Source organism: Streptomyces sp. Tu 3180, assembly GCF_009852415.1.
Classification (GTDB): domain Bacteria; phylum Actinomycetota; class Actinomycetes; order Streptomycetales; family Streptomycetaceae; genus Streptomyces.
Genome location: NZ_WOXS01000002.1, coordinates 6,971,161 through 6,991,525, shown reverse-complemented (window position 1 = coordinate 6,991,525; position 20,365 = coordinate 6,971,161). Strand labels below are relative to the sequence as shown.

Genomic DNA, 20,365 nt, shown 5'->3' with positions numbered 1-20,365 from the left:
TCACTTCTTGGGCATCTGCTGCTGCGCCTTGGTGAGCGCGGCCTTCACCGAGGCGGTGGTCACCGCGCGTCCGGCGGCGGCGTCGGCGAACAGTTCCTTGACGGCCGTGCCCACTGCGGTCTCGAACTGGGACTCGTCGGGCACCTGCGGCAGGGCGACGGCGCTCTTGGCGAGGGTGTCCTTCAGGACGGCGTCGGCCGGTGAGTCGAAGGCCGCGTCCTGCTGGGCGGCCTTGACCGGCGGGATGGAGCTGTAGGCGGTGTTGAGGATCTTCTGCTCGGCGTCGCTGGTCATGAACTTCACGAACTTCGTGGCGCCGTCGAGGTTGTCGCTGTTCTTGAAGACGGCGAGGTTGATGCCCGCGACCATCGAGTTGACCTGCTTGCCGGCGCCGGGGGTGCCGGACTGCACGGGCACCGGGGCGATGCCGTAGGCGTCCTCGCTCATGCCCTGGGACTCGAGGTTGGCGGAGGCGGACTGCCACAGCAGCATGCCGGTCCTGCCCTTGGCGAAGTCGCTCACCGACTGGTTCTGGGCGTACTCGGCGTTGCCCGGGGCGATGATCTTGTCCTTGGCCATGAGGTCGACGTACTGCTTGACCGCGGCGACCACGCCGTCGTTGGTGAAGTCGGCCTCGCCGTCGGCGGTGAAGAAGTCGGCGCCGTGCTGCTTGGCGAAGACGAAGGCGTGGTGGATGTTCTCGGAGGGGTTGGAGCCCTCCACACCGATCCCCCACTTGCCGTCCTTGGAGAGCTTCTTGCCGGCGGCGACCAGCTCGTCCCAGGTGGCCGGCGGTCCGTCGATGCCGGCGTCGGCGAACATCTGCTTGTTGTAGTAGAGGGCGTACGCCATCGAGTACAGCGGGACGGCGGCCGGGTCCTGGCCCTCGACGCCGGTGGAGCCGAGCGCGGATTCGACGAAGCGGTCCTTGCCGCCGATCCTGTCGAAGTTCTTCGCGTCCCAGGGCAGCAGCGCGCCGGTCGCCTGGAGCGAGGCGGACCAGGTGTTGCCGATGTTCAGCACGTCCGGTCCCTGGCCGGAGGTGGTCGCGGTGAGGATCCGGTTGAGCAGGTCGGACCAGGGGACGACCTCCAGCTTGACCTTGATGCCGGTCTGCTTCTCGAACTTGTCCAGCTCGGGCTGGAGCACCTTCTTGTCGATCTCGATGCTCGCGCCCTGGTTGGACGCCCAGTAGGTGAGCTCCTCGGGCGAGTCGTTGGACCCGCCGCCGGTGCTCGATCCGCCTCCGCAGGCCGAGGCGGCGAGTGCGAGAGACAGGATGACGGCGCCTGTGGCCGCGGCTCGGATGCTGCGCATGGCTCCTGGTGTCCCTTTCCGGGAATGCCGACTGCCTCCGGGAAGACCCGAGGACAGTTCCTCATGGCTTAATTTAGGACGTGAGTTAAACCTTCGGACGGGACCACGTCAAGGGTTTGGACGGGCTCACCCAACTCTCGCCGCACCTCTTGACTCATCTGTTCCAGGGATGAACCATTCAGCGGCGAGAGAGCGCTCCCAACTCCCCCACACCGTTCACTTCCTGAACCAGGAGAGCCGCCCCATGACGTCCGACTCCCCGTCGACTCCGCAGTCCGCCCCCGGTCGCCGTACCGTGCTCGGTGCCGCCGCGGCCGTTCCCGTGCTGGCCGGCCTGCCCGGCACGGCGTCCGCCGCGCCGGCCGCGCGCAAGAAGCCCCGGCGGCTGAAGGGCGGTGGCGACCTCGGCCCCAACGTGATCGTCTTCGACCCGTCCACGCCGGGCATCCAGGCCAAGCTGGACGAGGTGTTCGCCCGGCAGGAGTCGGCGCAGTTCGGCACCGGCCGCCACCAGTTCCTCTTCAAGCCGGGCGCCTACCACGGGCTCAACGCGCGGATCGGCTTCTACACGTCCGTCTCCGGCCTCGGCCTCTCCCCCGACGACACCACCCTCCACGGCGACGTGACGGTCGACGCCGGCTGGTTCGACGGCAACGCCACGCAGAACTTCTGGCGTTCGGCGGAGAACCTGGCCCTCGTCCCGGTCTCCGGCACCAACCGCTGGGCGGTCGCCCAGGCGGCCCCCTTCCGCCGGATGCACGTGCGCGGCGGCCTCGATCTCGCTCCCTCCGGCTACGGCTGGGCGAGCGGCGGCTACATCGCCGACAGCCGGATCGACGGCACGGTCGGCCCGTACTCGCAGCAGCAGTGGTACACCCGGGACAGCTCGGTCGGCGGCTGGACCAACGCGGTGTGGAACATGGTCTTCTCCGGCGTCGAGGGCGCCCCCGCGCAGAGCTTCCCGAACCCGCCGTACACCACGCTGGACACGACGCCCCTGTCCCGCGAGAAGCCCTTCCTCCACCTCGACGGCGACCGGTACCGCGTCTTCCTGCCCGCGCTGCGGACCGGCGCGCGCGGCGTCACCTGGGGCAACGGCACCCCGCGCGGCACCTCACTGCCGCTGGACCGCTTCTACGTCGCCAGGCCCGGCGACTCGGCGGCCACCCTCAACCAGGCGCTCGACCAGGGCCTGAACCTGCTGCTCACGCCCGGCATCTACCACGTCGACCAGCCGGTCCGGGTGAACCGGCCGAACACGGTCGTCCTGGGTCTCGGCTACGCCACCCTCATCCCCGACAACGGCGTCACCGCCCTGAAGGTCGCCGACGTCGACGGCGTACGGCTGGCCGGCTTCCTGGTCGACGCCGGGCCGGTCAACTCCCCGGTGCTGCTGGAGGTCGGGCCGGCCGGCGCCTCCCGGGACCACTCCGCCAACCCCGTCACCGTCCAGGACGTCTTCATCCGGATCGGCGGGGCCGGGCCCGGCAGGGCGACCACCAGCATGGTGATCAACGCCCGGCACACCATCGTCGACCACACCTGGGTCTGGCGCGCCGACCACGGCGAGGGGGTGGGCTGGGAGACCAACCGCTGCGACTACGGTGTCGTGGTCAACGGCCACGACGTCCTCGCGACCGGCCTGTTCGTCGAGCACTTCAACAAGTACGACGTGCAGTGGAACGGCGAGCGCGGGCGCACCGTCTTCTTCCAGAACGAGAAGGCGTACGACGCCCCGAACCAGGCCGCCGTCCAGAACGGTCCGCTGAAGGGCTACGCCGCGTACAAGGTCGGCGACCACGTCACCGCCCACGAGGGCTGGGGCATGGGCAGTTACTGCTACTACAACGTCGACCCGACGATCGTCCAGCACCACGGCTTCGCCGCCCCGAACCGGCCCGGTGTGCGCTTCCACCACCTGCTGGTCGTCTCGCTGAGCGGACACGGGCAGTACGAGTGCGTCATCAACGACACCGGAGCGCCGACCTCGGGCACGAACACCGTGCCGTCGACGGTGGTGTCCTACCCCTGATCCCGGCCCGCCGGGGCACGTCCCGACCGACGCCGACGGTCGGGCGCGCCCCGTGCGGCGCCGGTGGCGGCCCCTCCCACTGAGTCGGGAGGGGCCGTCGTGCCGGTCACCGCACTACCGCACTACCGCGCGGGCGCCGCGGCCGGTGCCGGCGCGTGGCCGGCCGGCCGGGTGGTGAAGGTGCCGCGGCCCTGGGTGCGGCTGCGCAGCCGGGTCGCGTAGCCGAACAGCTCGGCCAGCGGCACGGTGGCGGTGACGACCGTCGCGCCCGCCCGGGTGACCGATCCGGTCACCCGGCCGCGGCGCGCGGCCAGATCGCCGAGCACCCCGCCCACCGCGTCCTCGGGCACGGTGACCGTGACCTCCACGACCGGTTCCAGCAGGACCATCGCGCAGGCGCGCAGCGCGTCCCGCAGACCGGACCGGCCGGCGGTGCGGAAGGCGGTGTCCGAGGAGTCCTTCACATGGGTCGAGCCGTCGGTGAGGGTGACCCGCAGACCCGTCACCGGATGCCCGCCCAGCGGCCCCTCGGCCAGGGCGTCCCGGCAGCCGGCCTCGACCGCGCGGACGTACTCCTGCGGCACCCGCCCGCCGGTGACCACCGAGCGGAACGCGAAACCGGCCTCCGGCGTGTCCAGCGGCTCGACGTCGAGCACGACATGGGCGAACTGCCCTGCCCCGCCGTCCTGTTTGACGTGCCGGAACACGAACCCGGACACCCCGCGTCCGACGGTCTCCCGGTGGCTGACCCGGGGGCGGCCGACGTTGACGCCGAGCCCGTGCTCACGCCGGATCTTCTCCACCGCGACCTCCAGGTGCAGCTCCCCCATGCCGGACAGCACCGTCTGGCCGGTCTCCGGGTCGGTGCGCACGACCAGTGACGGGTCCTCCTCGGCGAGCCGCCCGAGCACCGACGCCAGACGCCCGGTGTCGGTGCCCCGGAGCGCCTCGACCGCCACGGAGACGACGGGCTCGGCGACGCCCGGAGGCTCCAGGACCAGCGGGGCGTCCGGCGCGCACAGGGTGGAACCGGCGCGGGCGGACTTCAGTCCGACCACGGCGACGATGTCCCCGGCGACCGCCCGGTCCACGGGTGCGTGCCGGTCGGCCTGCACCCGCAGGATCCGTCCGATCCGCTCGGTGCGGCGCGCGGTCGCGTCCCACACGGTGTCTCCCTTCTCCATCGTCCCCGCGTACAGGCGCAGGTAGGTCAGCCGCCCGGTGGCGGTGGCGTTCACCTTGAACGCGAGGGCGGCCAGCGGTGCCGCCGGGTCGGCGGCCCGCTCCCGTTCCCGGCCGTCGCCGTCCGTCGCGCGCACCGGCGGCACGTCGAGCGGTGACGGCAGGTAGGCGAGGACCGCGTCCAGCAGCGGTTCGACGCCGCGGTTGCGGTAGGCGGAGCCGCACAGCACGACCACGGCGTCACCGCCGAGGGTCAGGTCCCGCAGGGCGGACACGAGCGTCCCGGTGCCGAGCGAGCCGGTGTCGCAGAACTCCTCCAGCGCGCCCGGGTGCAGCTCGGCGACGGCCTCCTCCAGCAGCCGGCGCCGCCGGTGGGCCTCGGCGCGCAGTTCCTCCGGCACCGGGGCCTCGCCGGCGGCCTCGCCGTCGCCGTTCCAGGTCAGCGCCCGCATCCGCAGCAGGTCGACGACGCCGGTGAAGGCGTCCTCCGCGCCGATCGGCAACTGGACCGCGAGGGGCGCGGGGTGCAGCCGCTCCCGGATCGACGCGACGGCCGCGTCCAGGTCGGCGCCCGCGCGGTCCATCTTGTTGACGAACGCGATCCGCGGCACGCCGTGCCGGTCCGCCTGCCGCCACACCGACTCGCTCTGCGGTTCCACGCCGGCGACCGCGTCGAACACGGCGACCGCGCCGTCGAGGACGCGCAGCGAGCGCTCCACCTCGTCGGCGAAGTCGACGTGGCCCGGGGTGTCGATGAGGTTGACGCGGTGTCCCTCCCAGACGCAGCTGACGGCGGCGGCGAAGATGGTGATGCCCCGGTCGCGCTCCTGCGGGTCGAAGTCGGTGACGGTGGTGCCGTCGTGGACCTCCCCGCGCTTGTGCGTGGTGCCGGTCGCGTACAGGATCCGCTCGGTGACGGTGGTCTTGCCGGCGTCGACGTGGGCGAGGATGCCGAGGTTGCGGACGGTGGCGAGGGGGTCGGCGTTCATCGGGGTGCGCATGGCACACGGCCTTTCGGATGTTCCGGAAAAGGGCGGCGCGATTTCCCCGGCGCACGACGGCGCACGCCCTCGACGAACGGGGGGTGCGGGGGTCAGACGTGCGTCACGGGCCTCCGGTGCCGGCCGCGCAGCGGGCACCGGACGGCCGGGGACACCAGGATCACCACGGACCGACGGGACCGGGAACGGGGAGCGGCGGCAACGGTGCGGTCACGCACGGCCGGTCTCCCCTCACTGGTCACGAACGCACCACCCGACGAAGGGCGGCGCCTGCCCGGTGAGTGTAGGGACGGAGGGAAGGGCCGGGCCACGCAATATGCGCGTCTCAGATCTTGGTACAACGTTCCTGATTGATGAGATGTCTGAGATCGTTGTACGGCCCACACTGTTCGCGCGGCCCTCCCCGAGGACGCGTGGCGCCGTGCGGGCCGTCGGCGCACGCCACCGGCGACCGTTCCCCCCTGGAAAGACCGTGAAATGCCCGCACCAACCAGCAGTCCGGCCCCGGCCCCCGTCAACTCGCGGTCCCGCGTCCTCATCGCGAGCCTCATCGGCACGACGATCGAGTTCTACGACTTCTACATCTACGCGACCGCCGCCGTCCTGGTCTTCCCCACGCTCTTCTTCCCGAGCAGCGACCCGACCACGGCGCTGCTGTCGTCCTTCGCGGTGTTCGGTGCCGCGATGGTCGCCCGCCCGATCGGCGCCGTCGTCTTCGGACACCTCGGCGACCGGCTCGGCCGCAAGGGCACGCTGGTGGCCTCGCTCCTCACCATGGGCATCGCCACCTTCCTCATCGGCGTGCTGCCCACCTACGAGCAGGCCGGCTGGATCGCCACCGCTCTGCTGGTGCTGATGCGGCTCGCGCAGGGCTTCGCGCTCGGCGGCGAGTGGAGCGGCGCCGCCCTGGTCGCCACCGAGAACGCCCCGAGCGACAAGCGCGCGCTGTACGGCACCTTCCCGCAGCTGGGCGCCCCGCTCGGCTTCATCATCGGCAACGGCCTCTTCCTGATCATCGGCGCACTGCTGCCGTCCACGGCGGGTGCCGACCCGTCGCAGCCCTCGGAGGCCTTCCTGAGCTGGGGCTGGCGCGTGCCGTTCCTGTTCTCCGCCGTGATGGTGGCGATCGGCCTGTGGGTGCGCATGCGCCTGGTCGAGTCGACGGTCTTCTCCAGGACCCGCGAGGCCGGGCTGGTGCGGAAGCTGCCGCTGGCCACCGTCTTCCGCAGCCACTGGAAGCAGCTGGTCCTCGGCACCTTCTTCATGCTGGCGACGTACGTGCTCTTCTACCTGATGACCACGTTCTCGCTGAGCTACGGCCGTACGCCCGAGGACGCCGCCGTGCCGGGCCTCGGGTACAGCTACACCACCTTCGTGCTGATGATGATCTTCGGCGTGCTGTTCTTCGCCGTGTTCACCCTGGTCTCCGGCCCGCTCGCCGACAAGTACGGCCGGCGCAGCACGCTGATCCTGGTCACCGCCGGGATCCTGGTCTTCGGGCTGGCGTGGGCGCCGCTGACCGGCATGGGCACGCTCGGCGTGGTGCTGTGGCTGGTGCTCGGCTTCACCCTGATGGGCATGACCTTCGGCCCGATGGGCGCGCTGCTGCCGGAGCTCTTCCCGACGAGCGTGCGCTACACGGGCTCCGGCATCTCGTACAACGTCAGCTCCATCCTCGGCGCGGCCGTCGCCCCGTTCATAGCGGTGGCCCTGTGGGAGGCCGGTGACGGTTCCCCGTGGCTGGTCGGGGTCTACCTCTCCGCGATGGCACTGCTGACCCTGGTCGCGCTGCTGATCGGCAAGGAGACCAAGGACGTCGCGCTCGACGCGGGCGAGGTCCCCACCGCCCCCGCCCGGGACGAGGACCGCGCCGCCACCACGGCCTCCTGAACCGTCCGGGCGCCCCGCCGCGGCCCCCTGCGCCCCGTACACGGGCACGGGGGGCCGCGGTGTCTCGGCCCGCACACGGCGGTGCCTCATGTGCAGAACCGCGGCCCGGCACGCGTTGTCAGTGCCCCTCCATAAAGTGATGCCATCATCTGGACGGGCCGGACGGCGACCGGTGAGTCGCCGTCAGAAAGCCGTGTCTCCGCAGAGCGCTGCTGTGGTCCGGGGGAACGATCAGAGGGGGTTGGCACGTTGGGCGCCACGGTGAAGGACCGGCTCAAGAAGCACTTCGTGAACCACGTCGCTCTCGTCATCGACAAGTCCGGCTCGATGCGGGGGCACTCGGAGCAGCTCATCCGGGTGGTGGACGAGTTCGTGAAGGGGCTGAAGGAGGAGTCCGACCGGCTCGGCCACGAGACCCGGATCAGCCTCTACGCCTTCGACCACCTGGTCGAGAACCTGGTGTGGGACATGGACGTCAAGCACCTGCCGTCCATGCGGGGCCTGTACACCGTGGAGAACGGCGCGACGGCGCTGATCCAGGCGTCGGTGAAGGCGCTCGACGACCTCGGCCACATATGGGAGGAGTACGGCGAGCACAGCTTCCTCCAGGTCGTCGTCACCGACGGCGAGGAGAACGCCTCCGGTGCCGACCGGACGGGCGCGCGCCACGACCGCCTTCCCGACGGCCGCGCCGTCCTGGACGAGTGGCTGAGCAGGATCGCGGACAAGATGAACAACCTGCCGGACCACTGGACCTCGGCCATCATGGTGCCGAACTCCCTGGCCAAGCGCACCGCCCAGCAGTACGGCTTCCCGACGGGCAACATCTCGATCTGGGACGCGGACTCGGCCCAGGGCGTCGAGGAGGCGATCGGCGCCGTCAAGACGGCCGCCACGAAGTTCCTGCGGGACCGCGAGCAGGGCGTGCGCGGCACCAGGAACCTCTTCGCGATGGGGCAGGACCTGAGCACGGCCGACGTGAAGTCCAGCCTCCAGGCCCTGGACGCCGGCAAGTACGTGCTGATCCCCGTGGACCAGCAGACGTCGATCCGCGATTTCGTCACCAGCGCCGGGCACCCGTACAAGACCGGCTGCGCCTTCTACGAGCTGTCCAAGCGCGAGAAGATCCAGGCCGGCAAGAAGATCGCCGTGGCGGAGAAGGACCCCGCCACCGGCCGGATGACCGGGAAGGTGTTCACCGGCCCCGCCGCCCGGCAGCTCCTGGGCCTGCCGGCGACGGAGGTCACGGTGACACCGGGGAGCAATGCGGCCTACACCGTGTTCGTCCAGTCGACCTCGGTCAACAGGAAGCTGGTTCCGGGGACGAAGCTGCTCGTCCTGCTGTAGCGGGGGTGCCGGCGCCCCGCCCATGATCCGGAATCGGCGAGCACACCCTCAGGAGGTCTTCCCGTGCCCTCGCTCCATGACGCCGCCACCTGGCGGCCCCTGCTGCGCCTCCTGTGCGCCGCCCACGCGGAGACGCTCTCCGCGCCCGGCGGGCACGTGGCGGGACAGATCGGTCCCGGGGCGTGGAGTGTTCCGCTGCCGCACCGGCCGCCGCGGCCGGGGCGTGCCTCACCGGTCTCCGACCACCAGGAGGAGCTCGACGCGGTGGGCCTGGTCGCCGAGGCGCTCAAGGAGGACGGGAGCGACGGTGTCTCCTTCGTCGTCGAGGCCTCCTCCGCCCCCGGTGGTGTCCGGCTGCACCTGATCGAACCGGGCTCCTCCGTGGAGCCGGGTATCGCGACCGCGCACCCCGGCACGCTCCTCCTCGCGGACGGGGCGCTGCCCGAGCCGGTGCGCCGCCTGCCCGATCCGGTGCCGGACGCGGTGCCGGCTCCGTCCGCGGACGTGGAACTGCTGCAGCGCACTCTTCGCGAACGGCTCCCGGACGCGGTGGGCGCCTCCGAGGAGGAGATCGCAGCGGCCGAGGCGCGCCTGGGCGTGCCGTTGCCGCCCGAGCTGAGGGCCCTGTACCAGGTCGTCCGGGGCCGGTACGAGGACTGGGACGACTTCCGGGACCCGTACGACACCATCGGCTGTGAACTGTTCCCCCTCGGCAAGGTGTACGTCGCCGACGCGGCGTCCCGGAAGGTGCTGTGGCGGTTCGGCGCCATGGAGGCGGTCGAGACGGGACCCGAGGACGCCGTGCAGCAGCTTGTCGGCTCGCCGGGCTGGATCGTCTTCGGTGACGACGGCGGCGGGGACCGCATGGCCGTCGATCTCCTGCCGGGTCCGGACGGGCACGTCGGACAGGTGATCGTCATCGGTCACGAGGGGAACATCGGTGCCGGGCTGGTCGCCGACTCCCTCACCGACATGGTCGTCCACCGTCACTTCGACGGCCGGCCGGTCCCGAGGGCCGAACGGCCCCCGCTCGTCGCCCACGTCAACCGCGCCTCCCTCCCCGGCATCGAGGCAGCCGCCCACCCCGCCCTGGAGGTCCTCAGCATCGGGGCGTGGGAGAAGGAGCCCCTCAGCCTCGCCCCCGTCTTCGGCCTGCCGCGCCTGCGGACCCTCTGTGCGCATGCCGGTACCCTCGCCGATCCGTGTGAGATCTCCCGGCTCCCCCACCTCGAGTACCTGGAGCTCCCGCCCGCGGAGTGGCGTGTCCTGCTCGACTCGGGGGCCGTGCCCACCGGGCTCCTCGCCGCGGGCATCGAGGCCCACCGGCAGCGGGACAACCCGTTGCGGACCATCGCCCTCGCCAACGAGATCCTCGCCCTGTACGGCCGGCCGCCGATCGCCTGCATCACGGTGCCTGAGGGAGCGGCCCGCACCGGGAGCCGGAGCCCGTCCCCGGACTCCTGAGGGGAACGGGGCGGCAGGTACGGCCCGGGACCTACAGGATCTCGACGGCGCCCGGCGGGACCGGGCCCTCACCCGCGTAGGAGCCGCCGCGTGGTGCGGACGGGGCGTCGTCCTCCGCGACGGTCAGTGTGGGCCAGGGGGCTGCCAGGGTCGCGTCGTCCAGGGTGAGGCCGAGGTGGTCGAGGACGAGGGCGACCACGGGAGCCATTCCGGAGCCCTCGCCCTCGGCCAGGGCTTCCTGAACCCTGTCCCACCAAGGACCGGGATGCTCGGACGGGGGTTGTTCCAGGTCGGGTTCGAAGTTCTCCAGGCACCGGCCGTCGCGCCAGTGCTGGAAGACGGCAAGGCCCTCGGTGGACAGGACGCCGTAGGTCTCGGTGCCGCGGGACAGCGCGGAGAGGAGTTCGGGCCACGAGCCGATGACGCCGTCCTCCTCGACGCAGAACGTCCAGTCGCCGAGCCTCCCGGACCGCAGGAGCGACACCGCTCCGGCGGCGAACTGCCCCGTGGGCAGGTCGGACGCGGCGTCCGCGTCGAGCAGGCGGGAACGGGCCGGGTCGGCGCCGTAGCGGGTGAACACCTCGGCGGGGTCCAGCCCCCGGGTGAAGGTGACGCACATCTGGTCGCCCGCCCAGTCGAGCGCGTCCGCTGCCATGTTCTGCTCCCGTCCCGTCCATCGGCTCCGCCTGCCGGATCGTGCCTGCCGGGCCCCGGTCCGTCAAACGAACGGTGCGACCGGGGTGGTGGGGTCACCGTCGGGCGGCCGGGAGCCGGCCGAAGAAGGACGAGAAGACGGGTGAGCCGCTCACGGAGAAGGAGAGCGTCACGTTCGTGGGGAACCCCGGGAACGTCGCGCAGCGACCGCGGAACGCGGAACCCGGCGCCGAGACGGCGCTCCGCGCATCCCTGGGGACCACCATCGGCCGCCGAAACGCCGCGAGGACCGCGACCGTCAGGTCGAGGTCCTCGAAAGCGTGTCGTCCAGCTGTGTGTCCGAGGGGGGACTTGAACCCCCACGCCCGATAAAGGGCACTAGCACCTCAAGCTAGCGCGTCTGCCATTCCGCCACCCGGACCAGGTGTCTGCCGCCTTGCCGGGGTGTTCCCCGCGGCGACAGGGACAACCATACCAAGGTTTCGCAGCGCCTTTCACCTGCGTTTCCGTCCCTCGGGCGACGGTCCGGCGCCCGGGTTCTCAGGGAACCCGGAGCCGCACCGCGTGCGACCGCGCGGTCACTCGCGGTGCGCGAGCGGTGGTCCGTCCGGCTCCTCACGGAGTGAGCCGGCGCTCCGGGGAGGCGGGCGGCCGCTCCCCCGCCGGTCCCCGGGCCCGCGGGCCGGGCGGCCCCTCCCGCGGGGTGCGGGAGGAGCCGCCCGGTCCGTGTTCCCGGTCAGCGGCGCCGCTTGCGCAGGGCCGCCATGTTGTCGTAGCCGATCTTGGCCTCCCGCAGCGACTGCCCGGGGTCGGTGGCGCTCGGGGCGTTGTCGTCCTCGATCATCGGGTTGTGGTAGTTCCGCTGCCCGACCCGTGAGAAGAACGCCGTGTAGTCGATGACGCCGGTTCCGAAGGGCACCATCTCGTAGCCCATGCCGTTGGTCGTGCTGACGACGCCGTCCTTGGCGTGGAACAGCGGGTAGCGCTCGTTGTTGCGGGCGACCAGGCCGGCCGGGTCGAAGACGTCCCTGCGGGTGGAGCCGTCGTGGGCGGTGTACGTGTGGAACTTGTACTGGGCGACGTGGGCCCAGAAGACGTCCATCTCCAGCCAGACGAGCCGGGGGTCGGTGACCTTCAGGAAGTACTCCAGCTTCCGGATGCCGGAGCTGCGGGTCGGCCGGCCCTGGTCGTCCAGCGGGCCGCCGTCGAGCAGGAAGCCGTAGGCGCCGTCGTGGTTGTGGGTGTAGAGCTTGATGCCCTCGCGGCGGGCGATCTCGCCGAGGGCGTTCCACTTGTCGGCGGCCACGTCCCAGTCGGCGCGGTGGGAGCTGCCGGTGGGGTCGCCGCCGGTGCCCATGTGGTCCATGCCGATGATGTTGGCGATCTCGAGGTGCTTCTTGAAGGTGTCCAGGTCCGCGGTGGTCAGCGGCCAGGACGGCGGGATGAAGCCGTGGTTGCCCTGGGCGCGCAGGCCGTACTCGTCGAGCCAGGAGCGCAGCAGCCTGGCGCCCTCGACGGTTTCCAGGTCGGCGCCGCCGGGGGCGTTGGCGTGCTGGCGGTAGCCGGCGAACTCCACCTGGCGGTAGCCGTGGCGGGCCAGCTGCCTGAACACCTCGCGGAAGCCGGAGGGCAGGTCGGTGGAGAGGGGGTCGCGGCCGACCGCGTCCCGGACGGTGTAGAGGATGATGCCGCGCTTGTGCGGCGGGACGAGGACCTGCCCGCCGTGCCCGTGACCGTGGTCTCTGCCGCGGTCCCGGGCCAGGGCGGGGGAAGCGCCGAAGACGGGGGCCGCGACGGCCCCGGCCGCCACGGCGGTGCAGGTGCTGAGGAAGCGGCGGCGGTCCACGCCGAGGGTGCGGCGCAGCCCTTCGTCCGGGGCGGCGGAGGCGGTGGCGGCCTCGGTGCGGGAGGGGTCGGAGTACAGGGTCACGGGTGCCTGCCTTCTCGGTCGTGGCCGGTTCCGGTGCCGCCGGGACCGGCCGTTGCCAGTGCCGTGTGGTTCACTCCCGGTAGTCGGATCTCGGGAGCCGTGCCCGCTGGTGCGTCAGCCGAGTCCGGCGAGCCGGAGCAGGAGCTGTTTGACGTCGGTGGCCGCGACGCGGTCACCGACGGCGCGGGGGGTGGAGCAGATGAGGAGCGGACCGTCGTCGTCGCTCGCGGGGAGCCGGCCGTGGCTGCCGCGAACAGGTGACGGGTCGAGGGGGACGACCGCCATGCGGTAGCGCATGCCGAGCTTCTTGCGGGCCAGCGCGGTGGCCGCCTTGACCTTGACGTACGGGTCGAGGGGATCCATGAAGAGTTCGACCGGGTCGTAGCCGGGTTTGCGGTGGATCTCCACGAGCTGGGCGAAGTCGGGGGCGCGGGCGTCGTCGAGCCAGTAGTAGTACGTGAACCAGGCGTCGGGTTCGGCGACGGCGACCAGTTCGCCGGCGCGCGGGTGGTCGAGCCCGTTCGCCTTCTTGCCCTCGTCGTCGAGGATCTCGTCGATGCCCGGCAGGCCCTCCAGCGCCTCGCGGGTGGCGTCCAGGTCCTCGGGGCGGCGGACGTAGACGTGGGCGACCTGGTGGTCGGCGACCGCGAAGGCGCGGGAGGCCATCGGGTCGAGGTACTCCATGCCGTCCTGGGTGTGGACCTCGAGCAGGCCGGCGCGGCGCAGGGCGCGGTTGATGTCGACGGGGCGGCTGACGCGGGTGATGCCGTACTCGGACAGGGCGACGACGGTGCGGCCCTCGGCGCGGGCGTCGTCCAGGAGCGGGGCCAGGGCGGCGTCGAGGTCGGCGGCCGCCCTCAGGGAGCGGGGGTCGTCGGGGCCGTAGCGCTGCAGGTCGTAGTCGAGGTGCGGGAGGTAGCACAGGGTCAGGTCGGGGTGGCGGGTGCGCATGATGTGGCGGGTGGCGTCGATGATCCACTTGCTGGAGACGAGGTCCGCGCCGGGGCCCCAGAAGTGGAAGAGGGGGAAGGTGCCGAACTTCTCGGTGAGTTCGTCGTGCAGGGCGGGCGGGCGGGTGTAGCAGTCGGGTTCCTTGCGGCCGTCGGCGTAGTAGACCGGGCGGGGGGTGACGGTGTAGTCGGTGTCGGCGCCCATGGCGTACCACCAGCAGATGTTGGCGACGGTGTAGCCGGGGTGGGCGCGGCGGGCGGCGTCCCAGAGCTTGTCGCCGGCGACGAGCCCGTTGTGCTGGCGCCACAGCAGGACGTCGCCGAGTTCGCGGAAGTACCAGCCGTTGCCGACGATGCCGTGCTCCGAGGGCGTGGTGCCGGTCAGGAAGGTGGACTGCGCGGCGCAGGTGACGGCCGGCAGCACGGTGCCCAGCGGCGCGCGGGAGCCGGACCGGCCGAGGGCCCTGAGGCGGGGCATGTGGTCGAGCAGGCGGGGGGTGAGGCCCACGACGTCCAGGACCAGAAGGGGGACGGGGCGCTTGTCGCTCATGGCAGTTCCTTCAGACCGAGGTCGGTGAGCAGGTCGCGGGCGAGGGCGAGTTCGGCGGCGATGCCGTCGGCGAGCTGGGCGCGGCTGCGGGGGCGCAGCTCGGGCGGGAGGGCCTGCCAGGTGTAGGTCTCGACCTCCAGGTGGCGGGTGAGCGGGTGCGGGCCGCCGACGAGCCGGGTCAGGGCCGCCTTGAGGACGGACAGGGTGGAGGTGAGGGGCGCGGCGGGGGCCGCGTGCAGGGGGACGTGGAAGTGGGCGCGCCAGGGCGCCGTGCCGGGCAGCGCGTCGCCGGCCAGGGCCTCGCCGAGGTCGTCGGTGCCGCGCAGGCCGGCGGCGGTGAGGGTGCGGGTCTGGTGCAGGAAGCGGGGTTCCGCGAAGGCGGCCAGGGCCTCGCGGACCTCGGGAAGGTGGGGCTGCTCGGCGTGCAGGGCGGCGGAGAGCTGGGACTTGACCACGGGGACGCCGGCCCGGGTCAGGTCGTCCAGGGCGGTGTGCGGGTCTTCGAAGGAGGTGGCGAGGTGGCAGGTGTCGACACAGATGCCGATGCGGTCGTGGGCGATCTCGGTGAGCGGGGCGATGGCGTCGCGGGTGGTCTCGACGACGCAGCCGGGCTCCGGTTCCAGGGCGACGCGGACGGAGCGTCCGGTCAGCTCCTGGAGCGCGTCGAGGCGTTCGGCGAGGGTGCGCAGGGCCGCGCGGGCCGTCCCGGCGCGCTGCTCGTCGTGGGCGGTGCGCCAGGCGAGCGGGAGGGTGGAGATGCTGCCCTCGGTGACGTCGTCGGGGAGCAGTCCGGCGAGGACGCGTGCGAGGTCGGTGGTGTGCGCGAGGCGTTCGGTGTCGGCCCAGTCGGGCTTGTAGACGCGGTACTTGACCTCCTCGGCGCCGAACCCCTCGTAGGGGAAGCCGTTGAGGGTGACGACCTCCAGGCCGCGCCGGTCCAGCTCGGTCCGAAGTCCCCGCAGCGCCGCCGGGTCGGTGACCAGGGCACGGGCGGCGTCCCTGGCGAGCCACAGGCCGATGCCGAGCCGGTCGCGGCCGAGGCGGCGGCGGACGGGCTCGCAGTGGTCACGGAGCTGGCCGAGGACGCCGTCGAGGCTCTCGGCGGGGTGGACGTTGGTGCAGTAGGCGAGGTGGACGGTGGAGCCGTCGGGGTGCCGGAAACGCATCCGCTGCTCCCCTCATTCCCCGCCGCGCAGGATGGAGTTGCCCTCGTGCAGGTCCTGCGGTTGCGGGACGTCGAGGTCGAGGCGGCCGCTGAGGGAGTAGAAGGCGACCGGGTTGCGCCACAGCACGAGGTCCACCGTGTCCTCGCCGAGGCCGGCGGCGAGCATGGCGTCGGCGACCTTGCGGGTCTTCAGCGGGTCGCTCCTGCCCCAGTCGGCGGCCGAGTTGACCAGCACCCGCTGCGGGCCGAACTCCTGGAGCACCGCCACCATGCGCGCCTCGTCCATCTTGGTGTCGGGGTAGACGGAGAAGCCCAGCCAGCAGCCGCTGTCCCGGGCCGCGGCGACGGTCGTCTCGTTGAGGTGGTCCAGCAGCACGTGCTCCACCGGCAGGTCCGACTCGCGCACCACGTCCAGGGTGCGGCGCAGCCCGGCCAGCTTGTCGCGGTGCGGGGTGTGCACCAGCGCGGGCAGGCCGTGGTCGGCGGCGAGCTGCAGCTGGGCGGCCAGCGCGGCGTCCTCGGCCGGGGTCATGGAGTCGTAGCCGATCTCCCCGACCGCCACCACGCCGTCCTTGACCAGGTAGCGGGGCAGCTCCTCCAGGACCGGCGTGCAGCGCGGGTCGTTGGCCTCCTTGGGGTTGAGGGCGAGCGTGCAGTGGTGGGCGATGCCGTACTGGGCGGCGCGGAAGGGCTCCCAGCCCAGCAGGGCGTCGAAGTAGTCCAGGAAGGAGGCCACCGAGGTGCGGGGCTGGCCGAGCCAGAAGGAGGGCTCCACCACCGCCCGCACCCCCGCGGCGTGCATCGCCTCGTAGTCGTCGGTGGTCCGCGACGTCATGTGGATGTGCGGGTCGAAGATGCGCATCAGGACTCCTTGCCGTGGGGGTGGTCCGTGCCGTGCGGCGGGTTCGCGGTGGCGGACCCGGTCAGGGCCAGGACGCGGTACAGGTCCTCCGGGACGGCGCGGCCGGCGGCGGTGCGCTCCTCGGCGTAGTCGCCGAGCATGCGGGCGAGCTCGCCGTCGCCCCGGGCCCGCCGGTCCAGGTCCGCCACGTGGTCGAGGCCGACGCCGGTGAACAGGCACTTGAGCACCGCGTGCCGCCAGGCGTGGGCGTCCAGGTGCCGGGCGGCGTACGGGCCGACGGCGGCGGCGAGCAGACGGGTGTCGTTGGTGCGCAGGGCGTCCTCGACGAGCGGGAGGGCGTCGGGGCCGGGCACGAGGTGCGGCAGGGCGTGCAGGACCGCGCGGCGTTCGTCGGCGGTGCCCTGGTGGTAGACCCGGGTCAGGGCGTCGGCGTCGGCGTGGGCCGCGTGCAGGATGAGGACGCGGGCGGCGTCGGCGTGGGCGGGACCGCAGCGGCGGCCGGCCTCGGCGAGGCGCAGCTCCCAGACGGAGATGGGCCCGTGGGCGCCGGGGTGGGCGGCGGCCTCGTCGAGGGCCTGGTCGAGCCAGGCACGGGCGGCTCCGCCCAGGCGTTCGGCGAGGTGGCGGTGCAGCTGGGCGGGCGGGGCGAGGGCGGGGGCGGTGTCTTCACCGGGGGTCGCCCGGCTGCCGGTGGTGCCTGTCTCCGGGGTGGCCGGGGCGGCATGGGGGCGGTTCACGGGGTGCTGCTCCCTTCGGGGGTGGCGGAGGGATCGCCGTGCGGGGGGACGGAGGGGGTGGCGGTCGCCGCGGACCGGGCGGCTCGGCGGAGGAACGGGAGGGAGTGGGCGGCGAAGTGGGGGCCGGCGTGGGAGTGGCGGGGCAGTTCGACCACGGTCAGGCCCCGGTAGCCGGTGGCGGCCAGGGCCGCGAGGACGGGCGGGAAGTCGATCTCGCCGTCGCCGAAGGGGAGGTGTTCGTGGACGCCGCGGCGCATGTCCTCGATCTGCACGTGGCGCAGCCAGGGGGCGGCCTGGCGCACGCAGTCGGCGGGCGGGTCCGGTTCGAGGCACTGGCAGTGGCCGATGTCCAGGGTGAGGCCGAGGGGCTCGGGGTCGCCGAGCGTGCGGCGCAGGTGGTGGAAGTCGGCGAGGGTGGCGAGCAGGTGGCCGGGTTCGGGTTCGACCGCGAGCGGGACGCCGGCGGTGGCGGCGGCGTCCAGGACGGGGGTGAGGGTCTCGGCGAGGCGCTTCCAGGCGGTGTCCGCGTCGGTGCCGGCCGGCGGGACGCCGCTGAAGCAGTGCACGGCGTGCGCGCCGAGGTCGGCGGCGACGCGGACGGCCCGGACGAGCAGGTCGACGCGGCGGGCGCGGTCGTCGGGGTCGGGGTCCAGCAGGGACGGGCCGTGCTTGCGGCGCGGGTCGAGCACGTAGCGGGCCCCGGTCTCCACGGTGACGCCCAGGCCGAGCGCCTCCAGCCGGCGCGCGACCCGGGCGCTGCGGGCGGCCAGGCCGGGGGCGAGCGGGTCGAGGTGCATGTGGTCGAGGGTCAGGCCGACGCCGTCGTAGCCGAGGTCGGCGAGCAGGGCGAGCGCGTCGTCCAGGCGCAGGTCGGTCAGCCCGTTGGTGCCGTAACCGAAGCGGAAAGGGGGCGGGAAGGCGCCGTCCGGGTCCGGCTGCGGGCCCGCGTCCGCGGCCGTGGCCCCGTCGGGCTCTCGATTCGGGTTCCGGTTCACGTGATGCTCACCTTCCTCATGCCGGCCCTCCTCGCGACCATCCGGCCGACCGGGGCCAGGGCGGCGACCAGCAGGGACGTGGCGGCCGCCCCGGAACGGGCGGCGAGCGCGGCCTGGAGCGGGATCGTGGCCCGGATGCCGCCGCCGACGGCCCGCTGGGTGAGCGGGGGCGAGGGGTTGAGCGCGGCGTGGAAGTAGGGGCGGGCGGCCGTGGCGGCGTAGGCGGCGCCCAGGGCGGTGGCGAGGGCGCCGGTGGCCCGGTGCGGGGGTTCCGCCGGGCCGGGACCCGGCAGGCCGGGGGCGGCTGCTGCCCGCCGGCCTGCCGGGAGTCGGGTGCGGCGGTGGGTGACCAGCCGGGTGAGTGCCCCCGTCGTCACCAGGGCCGCCAGCGGGACCAGGGCCGAACCGCCGCCGGTCTCCCGGCGGGACACGGCCGTGACCGCGAGGGTGTGGGTGCCCAGCAGCGCGGCGGAGGGCAGCGCGGCGCGGGTGCCGCCGCCGGTGGCCGCCGCGCCCAGGAGCAGGTCGAGGCCGCGGGCGGCCGCCATGGCCGCGGGACCGGCGAACGTGTGCTTCAGCCTCAGGTCGTAGGCCCAGACGGTCGCCGCCAGGGGGGCGGCCACCGCCAGGGCGGGTCGTCCCGCGCCGGCGGCGAGCACCAGACCGGCGCCGGTGAGGCCGCAGGCCGCGGTGAGGGCGGCGGCCGGTCGGATGCGGCCGGACGGAAGCGGGCGGTGCGGGCGCTCCACGGCGTCCTCGGCGCGGTCCGCCCAGTCGTTCAGGGCCATGCCGGCCTCGTACAGGCACAGCGAGGACCCGATGGCGAGCAGGGTGCGGGGCCCGGGGCGCGCGCCGGCCGCCGCCGCGCCGGCCAGGGCGTCACCGGGGACGGTGAACAGTGCGGGCAGGCGCAGCAGCTCGGCCCAGGCGCCCGCGCGACCGGGGCGGGGACGGGGTGCGACGCCGCCGGGGGCCGGGGCGGCGTCCTCGGGGGCCGGGCCGGCCGGCGCCGTCGCCCCGGCCGGCGCCGTCGTGTCCTGCGCCGTGGCGGCCGGGCGGCTCACCGCTGCGCCCCGTGACCGTCGGCGTCGTCCCGCAGCCGCTCGGCGAAGCGTTTCAGCTCCGCGTACTGCTCGGCCAGTGACGACGGGCCGTCCCCGACCGGGTCCTTGAAGTAGAAGCCCAGCTCGCCCAGCGGACCGGACAGGCCCCGCTCCTGGGCGCGGGCGACCAGCCGGGCCAGGTCGAGGACGAGCGGCGCGGCCAGCGCCGAGTCGCAGCCCTGCCAGATGGTCTGCAGGATCATGCGGGAGCCGAGGAAGCCCTCGAAGGCGATGTGGTCCCAGGCGGTCTTCCAGTCGCCGAGCGCGGGCACGTCGTCGATGTGGACCTCGCCCTGGGGTACGGCACCGAGGGTGTCGGCGAGGACGCGTTCCTTCCCGGCGTTCTTGGCGGCGGCGGCCGCGGGGTCGGCGAGGGCGGCGCCGTCGCCTCCGCCCAGGAGGTTGGTGCCGGACCAGGCGCGCACGGCGAGGGCGCGCTGCAGGAACATCGGGCCGAGCACGGAGCGCAGCAGGGTCTGTCCGGTCTTGCCGTCGCGGCCCGCGTGGGGGACGGAGGCCGTCGCGGCCTCGCCGGCCAGCGCCGGGTGGTGCAGGCCGGTGGAGGGGGTGAAGTTGACGTAGGGGCAGCCGGCGCGCAGGGCGGCCGCCGCGTAGAGGGAGCTGGGCGGCAGTGCGCCGTCGGTGGGAGCGGGTTCGGTGGAGGCGACGTTCACCACGACGGCGCCCGCGAGTCCCCGGCGGCGCACGAAGTCGCGGATGTCGGTGGCGAACACGTCGATCCAGTCCTCGTCGGTGCGGGCGGGGCCGCCGTCCGCGTCACCGGGCAGCGGGCCGCCGGGCCGGATCTCCCGGTCGGCGGCGACGAGTTCGGCGTGCACGGCGGACGGCAGGCCGTGCGGCAGGACGCCGTCGGCGGCGAGGTGCTCGGCGCGTTTGGGCAGCGGGCAGTCGACGGTGTCGTGGCCCCGAAGACGAGGGACGACAGCGCCGGCAGGCCGCACGAGGTGAAGGGCGGGGTCTCGGTGACCATGCCGGTCGGCGGACGGAGCCCGGCGGTGACGGCGGCGCAGCCCGCGATCGCGGTCGTGGCCACGGATCCGCGCGCCCCGATGAGCCAGACGCCGAAGCGCGGGGCCGAGGAGGGGGTGGGGAGGGACGGTTCGGCGGACATGGGCAGCCTCCTTGTCGTACGCGAACCGGGTGCGAGCGCCGGAAGCGGGGTGCC

The 20,365-nt window shown here is 73.3% G+C and carries 14 protein-coding genes, 1 tRNA gene and 1 pseudogene; 4 read left to right on the top strand and 12 right to left on the bottom strand.

The window, feature by feature from the left end; translation table 11 throughout:
• Positions 1-1,317: a sugar ABC transporter substrate-binding protein gene (locus tag GL259_RS32005; protein WP_159536755.1), complete on the bottom strand. Its 1,317-nt coding sequence runs from the start codon at positions 1,315-1,317 to the stop codon at positions 1-3.
• A 244-nt stretch (positions 1,318-1,561) separates the two neighbouring features.
• Between GL259_RS32005 and GL259_RS32000 the strand changes: the two genes are divergently transcribed.
• Positions 1,562-3,349: a coagulation factor 5/8 type domain-containing protein gene (locus GL259_RS32000; protein ID WP_159536754.1), complete on the top strand. Its 1,788-nt coding sequence runs from the start codon at positions 1,562-1,564 to the stop codon at positions 3,347-3,349.
• 122 nt (positions 3,350-3,471) lie between these two features.
• Here the strand turns inward: GL259_RS32000 and fusA are convergent, their stop codons facing one another.
• Positions 3,472-5,532: an elongation factor G gene (gene fusA / locus GL259_RS31995; protein ID WP_208026542.1), complete on the bottom strand. Its 2,061-nt coding sequence runs from the start codon at positions 5,530-5,532 to the stop codon at positions 3,472-3,474.
• Between the two features lie 477 nt (positions 5,533-6,009).
• Here fusA and GL259_RS31990 point away from each other — a divergent pair, with 477 nt between their 5' ends.
• From GL259_RS31990 to GL259_RS31980, 3 genes are all read left to right on the top strand, one after another.
• Complete coding sequence (locus GL259_RS31990; RefSeq protein WP_159536753.1) at positions 6,010-7,422, top strand: MFS transporter; 1,413 nt, start codon at positions 6,010-6,012, stop codon at positions 7,420-7,422.
• Positions 7,423-7,671: 249 nt separating this feature from the next.
• Positions 7,672-8,769 carry a VWA domain-containing protein gene (locus tag GL259_RS31985; protein ID WP_159536752.1) on the top strand — a complete coding sequence of 366 codons (1,098 nt, stop codon included), beginning with the start codon at positions 7,672-7,674 and terminating at the stop codon, positions 8,767-8,769.
• Between the two features lie 63 nt (positions 8,770-8,832).
• Entirely contained in the window at positions 8,833-10,233 is a 1,401-nt protein-coding gene (locus GL259_RS31980; protein ID WP_159536751.1) for an SMI1/KNR4 family protein, read from the top strand.
• A gap of 31 nt (positions 10,234-10,264) precedes the next feature.
• Here GL259_RS31980 and GL259_RS31975 read toward each other — a convergent pair whose 3' ends face one another.
• The 10 genes and pseudogenes from GL259_RS31975 to GL259_RS31930 all read right to left on the bottom strand — a co-directional run bounded on the left by GL259_RS31975 (position 10,265) and on the right by GL259_RS31930 (position 20,311).
• On the bottom strand, positions 10,265-10,888 hold the full coding sequence (locus GL259_RS31975) for a DUF6461 domain-containing protein (RefSeq protein WP_159536750.1): 624 nt from the start codon (positions 10,886-10,888) through the stop codon (positions 10,265-10,267).
• A gap of 335 nt (positions 10,889-11,223) precedes the next feature.
• A tRNA-Leu gene (locus GL259_RS31970) sits at positions 11,224-11,308 on the bottom strand.
• Between the two features lie 315 nt (positions 11,309-11,623).
• Positions 11,624-12,817 carry a sugar phosphate isomerase/epimerase family protein gene (locus GL259_RS31965; RefSeq protein ID WP_159536749.1) on the bottom strand — a complete coding sequence of 398 codons (1,194 nt, stop codon included), beginning with the start codon at positions 12,815-12,817 and terminating at the stop codon, positions 11,624-11,626.
• A gap of 114 nt (positions 12,818-12,931) precedes the next feature.
• Positions 12,932-14,317 carry a nucleotide pyrophosphatase/phosphodiesterase family protein gene (locus tag GL259_RS31960; protein ID WP_159536748.1) on the bottom strand — a complete coding sequence of 462 codons (1,386 nt, stop codon included), beginning with the start codon at positions 14,315-14,317 and terminating at the stop codon, positions 12,932-12,934.
• Positions 14,314-15,483, bottom strand: coding sequence for a metabolite traffic protein EboE (eboE, locus tag GL259_RS31955; protein WP_159536747.1), 1,170 nt, complete (start codon positions 15,481-15,483; stop codon positions 14,314-14,316). The genes GL259_RS31960 and eboE overlap by 4 nt, the downstream gene beginning before the upstream one ends.
• A gap of 12 nt (positions 15,484-15,495) precedes the next feature.
• Positions 15,496-16,344 carry a TatD family hydrolase gene (locus tag GL259_RS31950; protein ID WP_159536746.1) on the bottom strand — a complete coding sequence of 283 codons (849 nt, stop codon included), beginning with the start codon at positions 16,342-16,344 and terminating at the stop codon, positions 15,496-15,498.
• Complete coding sequence (locus tag GL259_RS31945) at positions 16,344-17,081, bottom strand: EboA domain-containing protein (RefSeq protein ID WP_159536745.1); 738 nt, start codon at positions 17,079-17,081, stop codon at positions 16,344-16,346. The genes GL259_RS31950 and GL259_RS31945 overlap by 1 nt, the downstream gene beginning before the upstream one ends.
• Positions 17,078-17,959: a sugar phosphate isomerase/epimerase family protein gene (locus GL259_RS31940; RefSeq protein ID WP_159539153.1), complete on the bottom strand. Its 882-nt coding sequence runs from the start codon at positions 17,957-17,959 to the stop codon at positions 17,078-17,080. Before GL259_RS31940 ends, GL259_RS31945 begins: the two co-directional genes overlap by 4 nt.
• A gap of 113 nt (positions 17,960-18,072) precedes the next feature.
• Positions 18,073-18,993, bottom strand: a complete 921-nt coding sequence (locus GL259_RS31935; protein WP_243762611.1) for an SCO3242 family prenyltransferase — start codon at positions 18,991-18,993, stop codon at positions 18,073-18,075.
• 143 nt (positions 18,994-19,136) lie between these two features.
• A pseudogene (locus tag GL259_RS31930) lies at positions 19,137-20,311 on the bottom strand (inositol-3-phosphate synthase).
• Between the last annotated feature and the right edge of the window lie 54 nt (positions 20,312-20,365).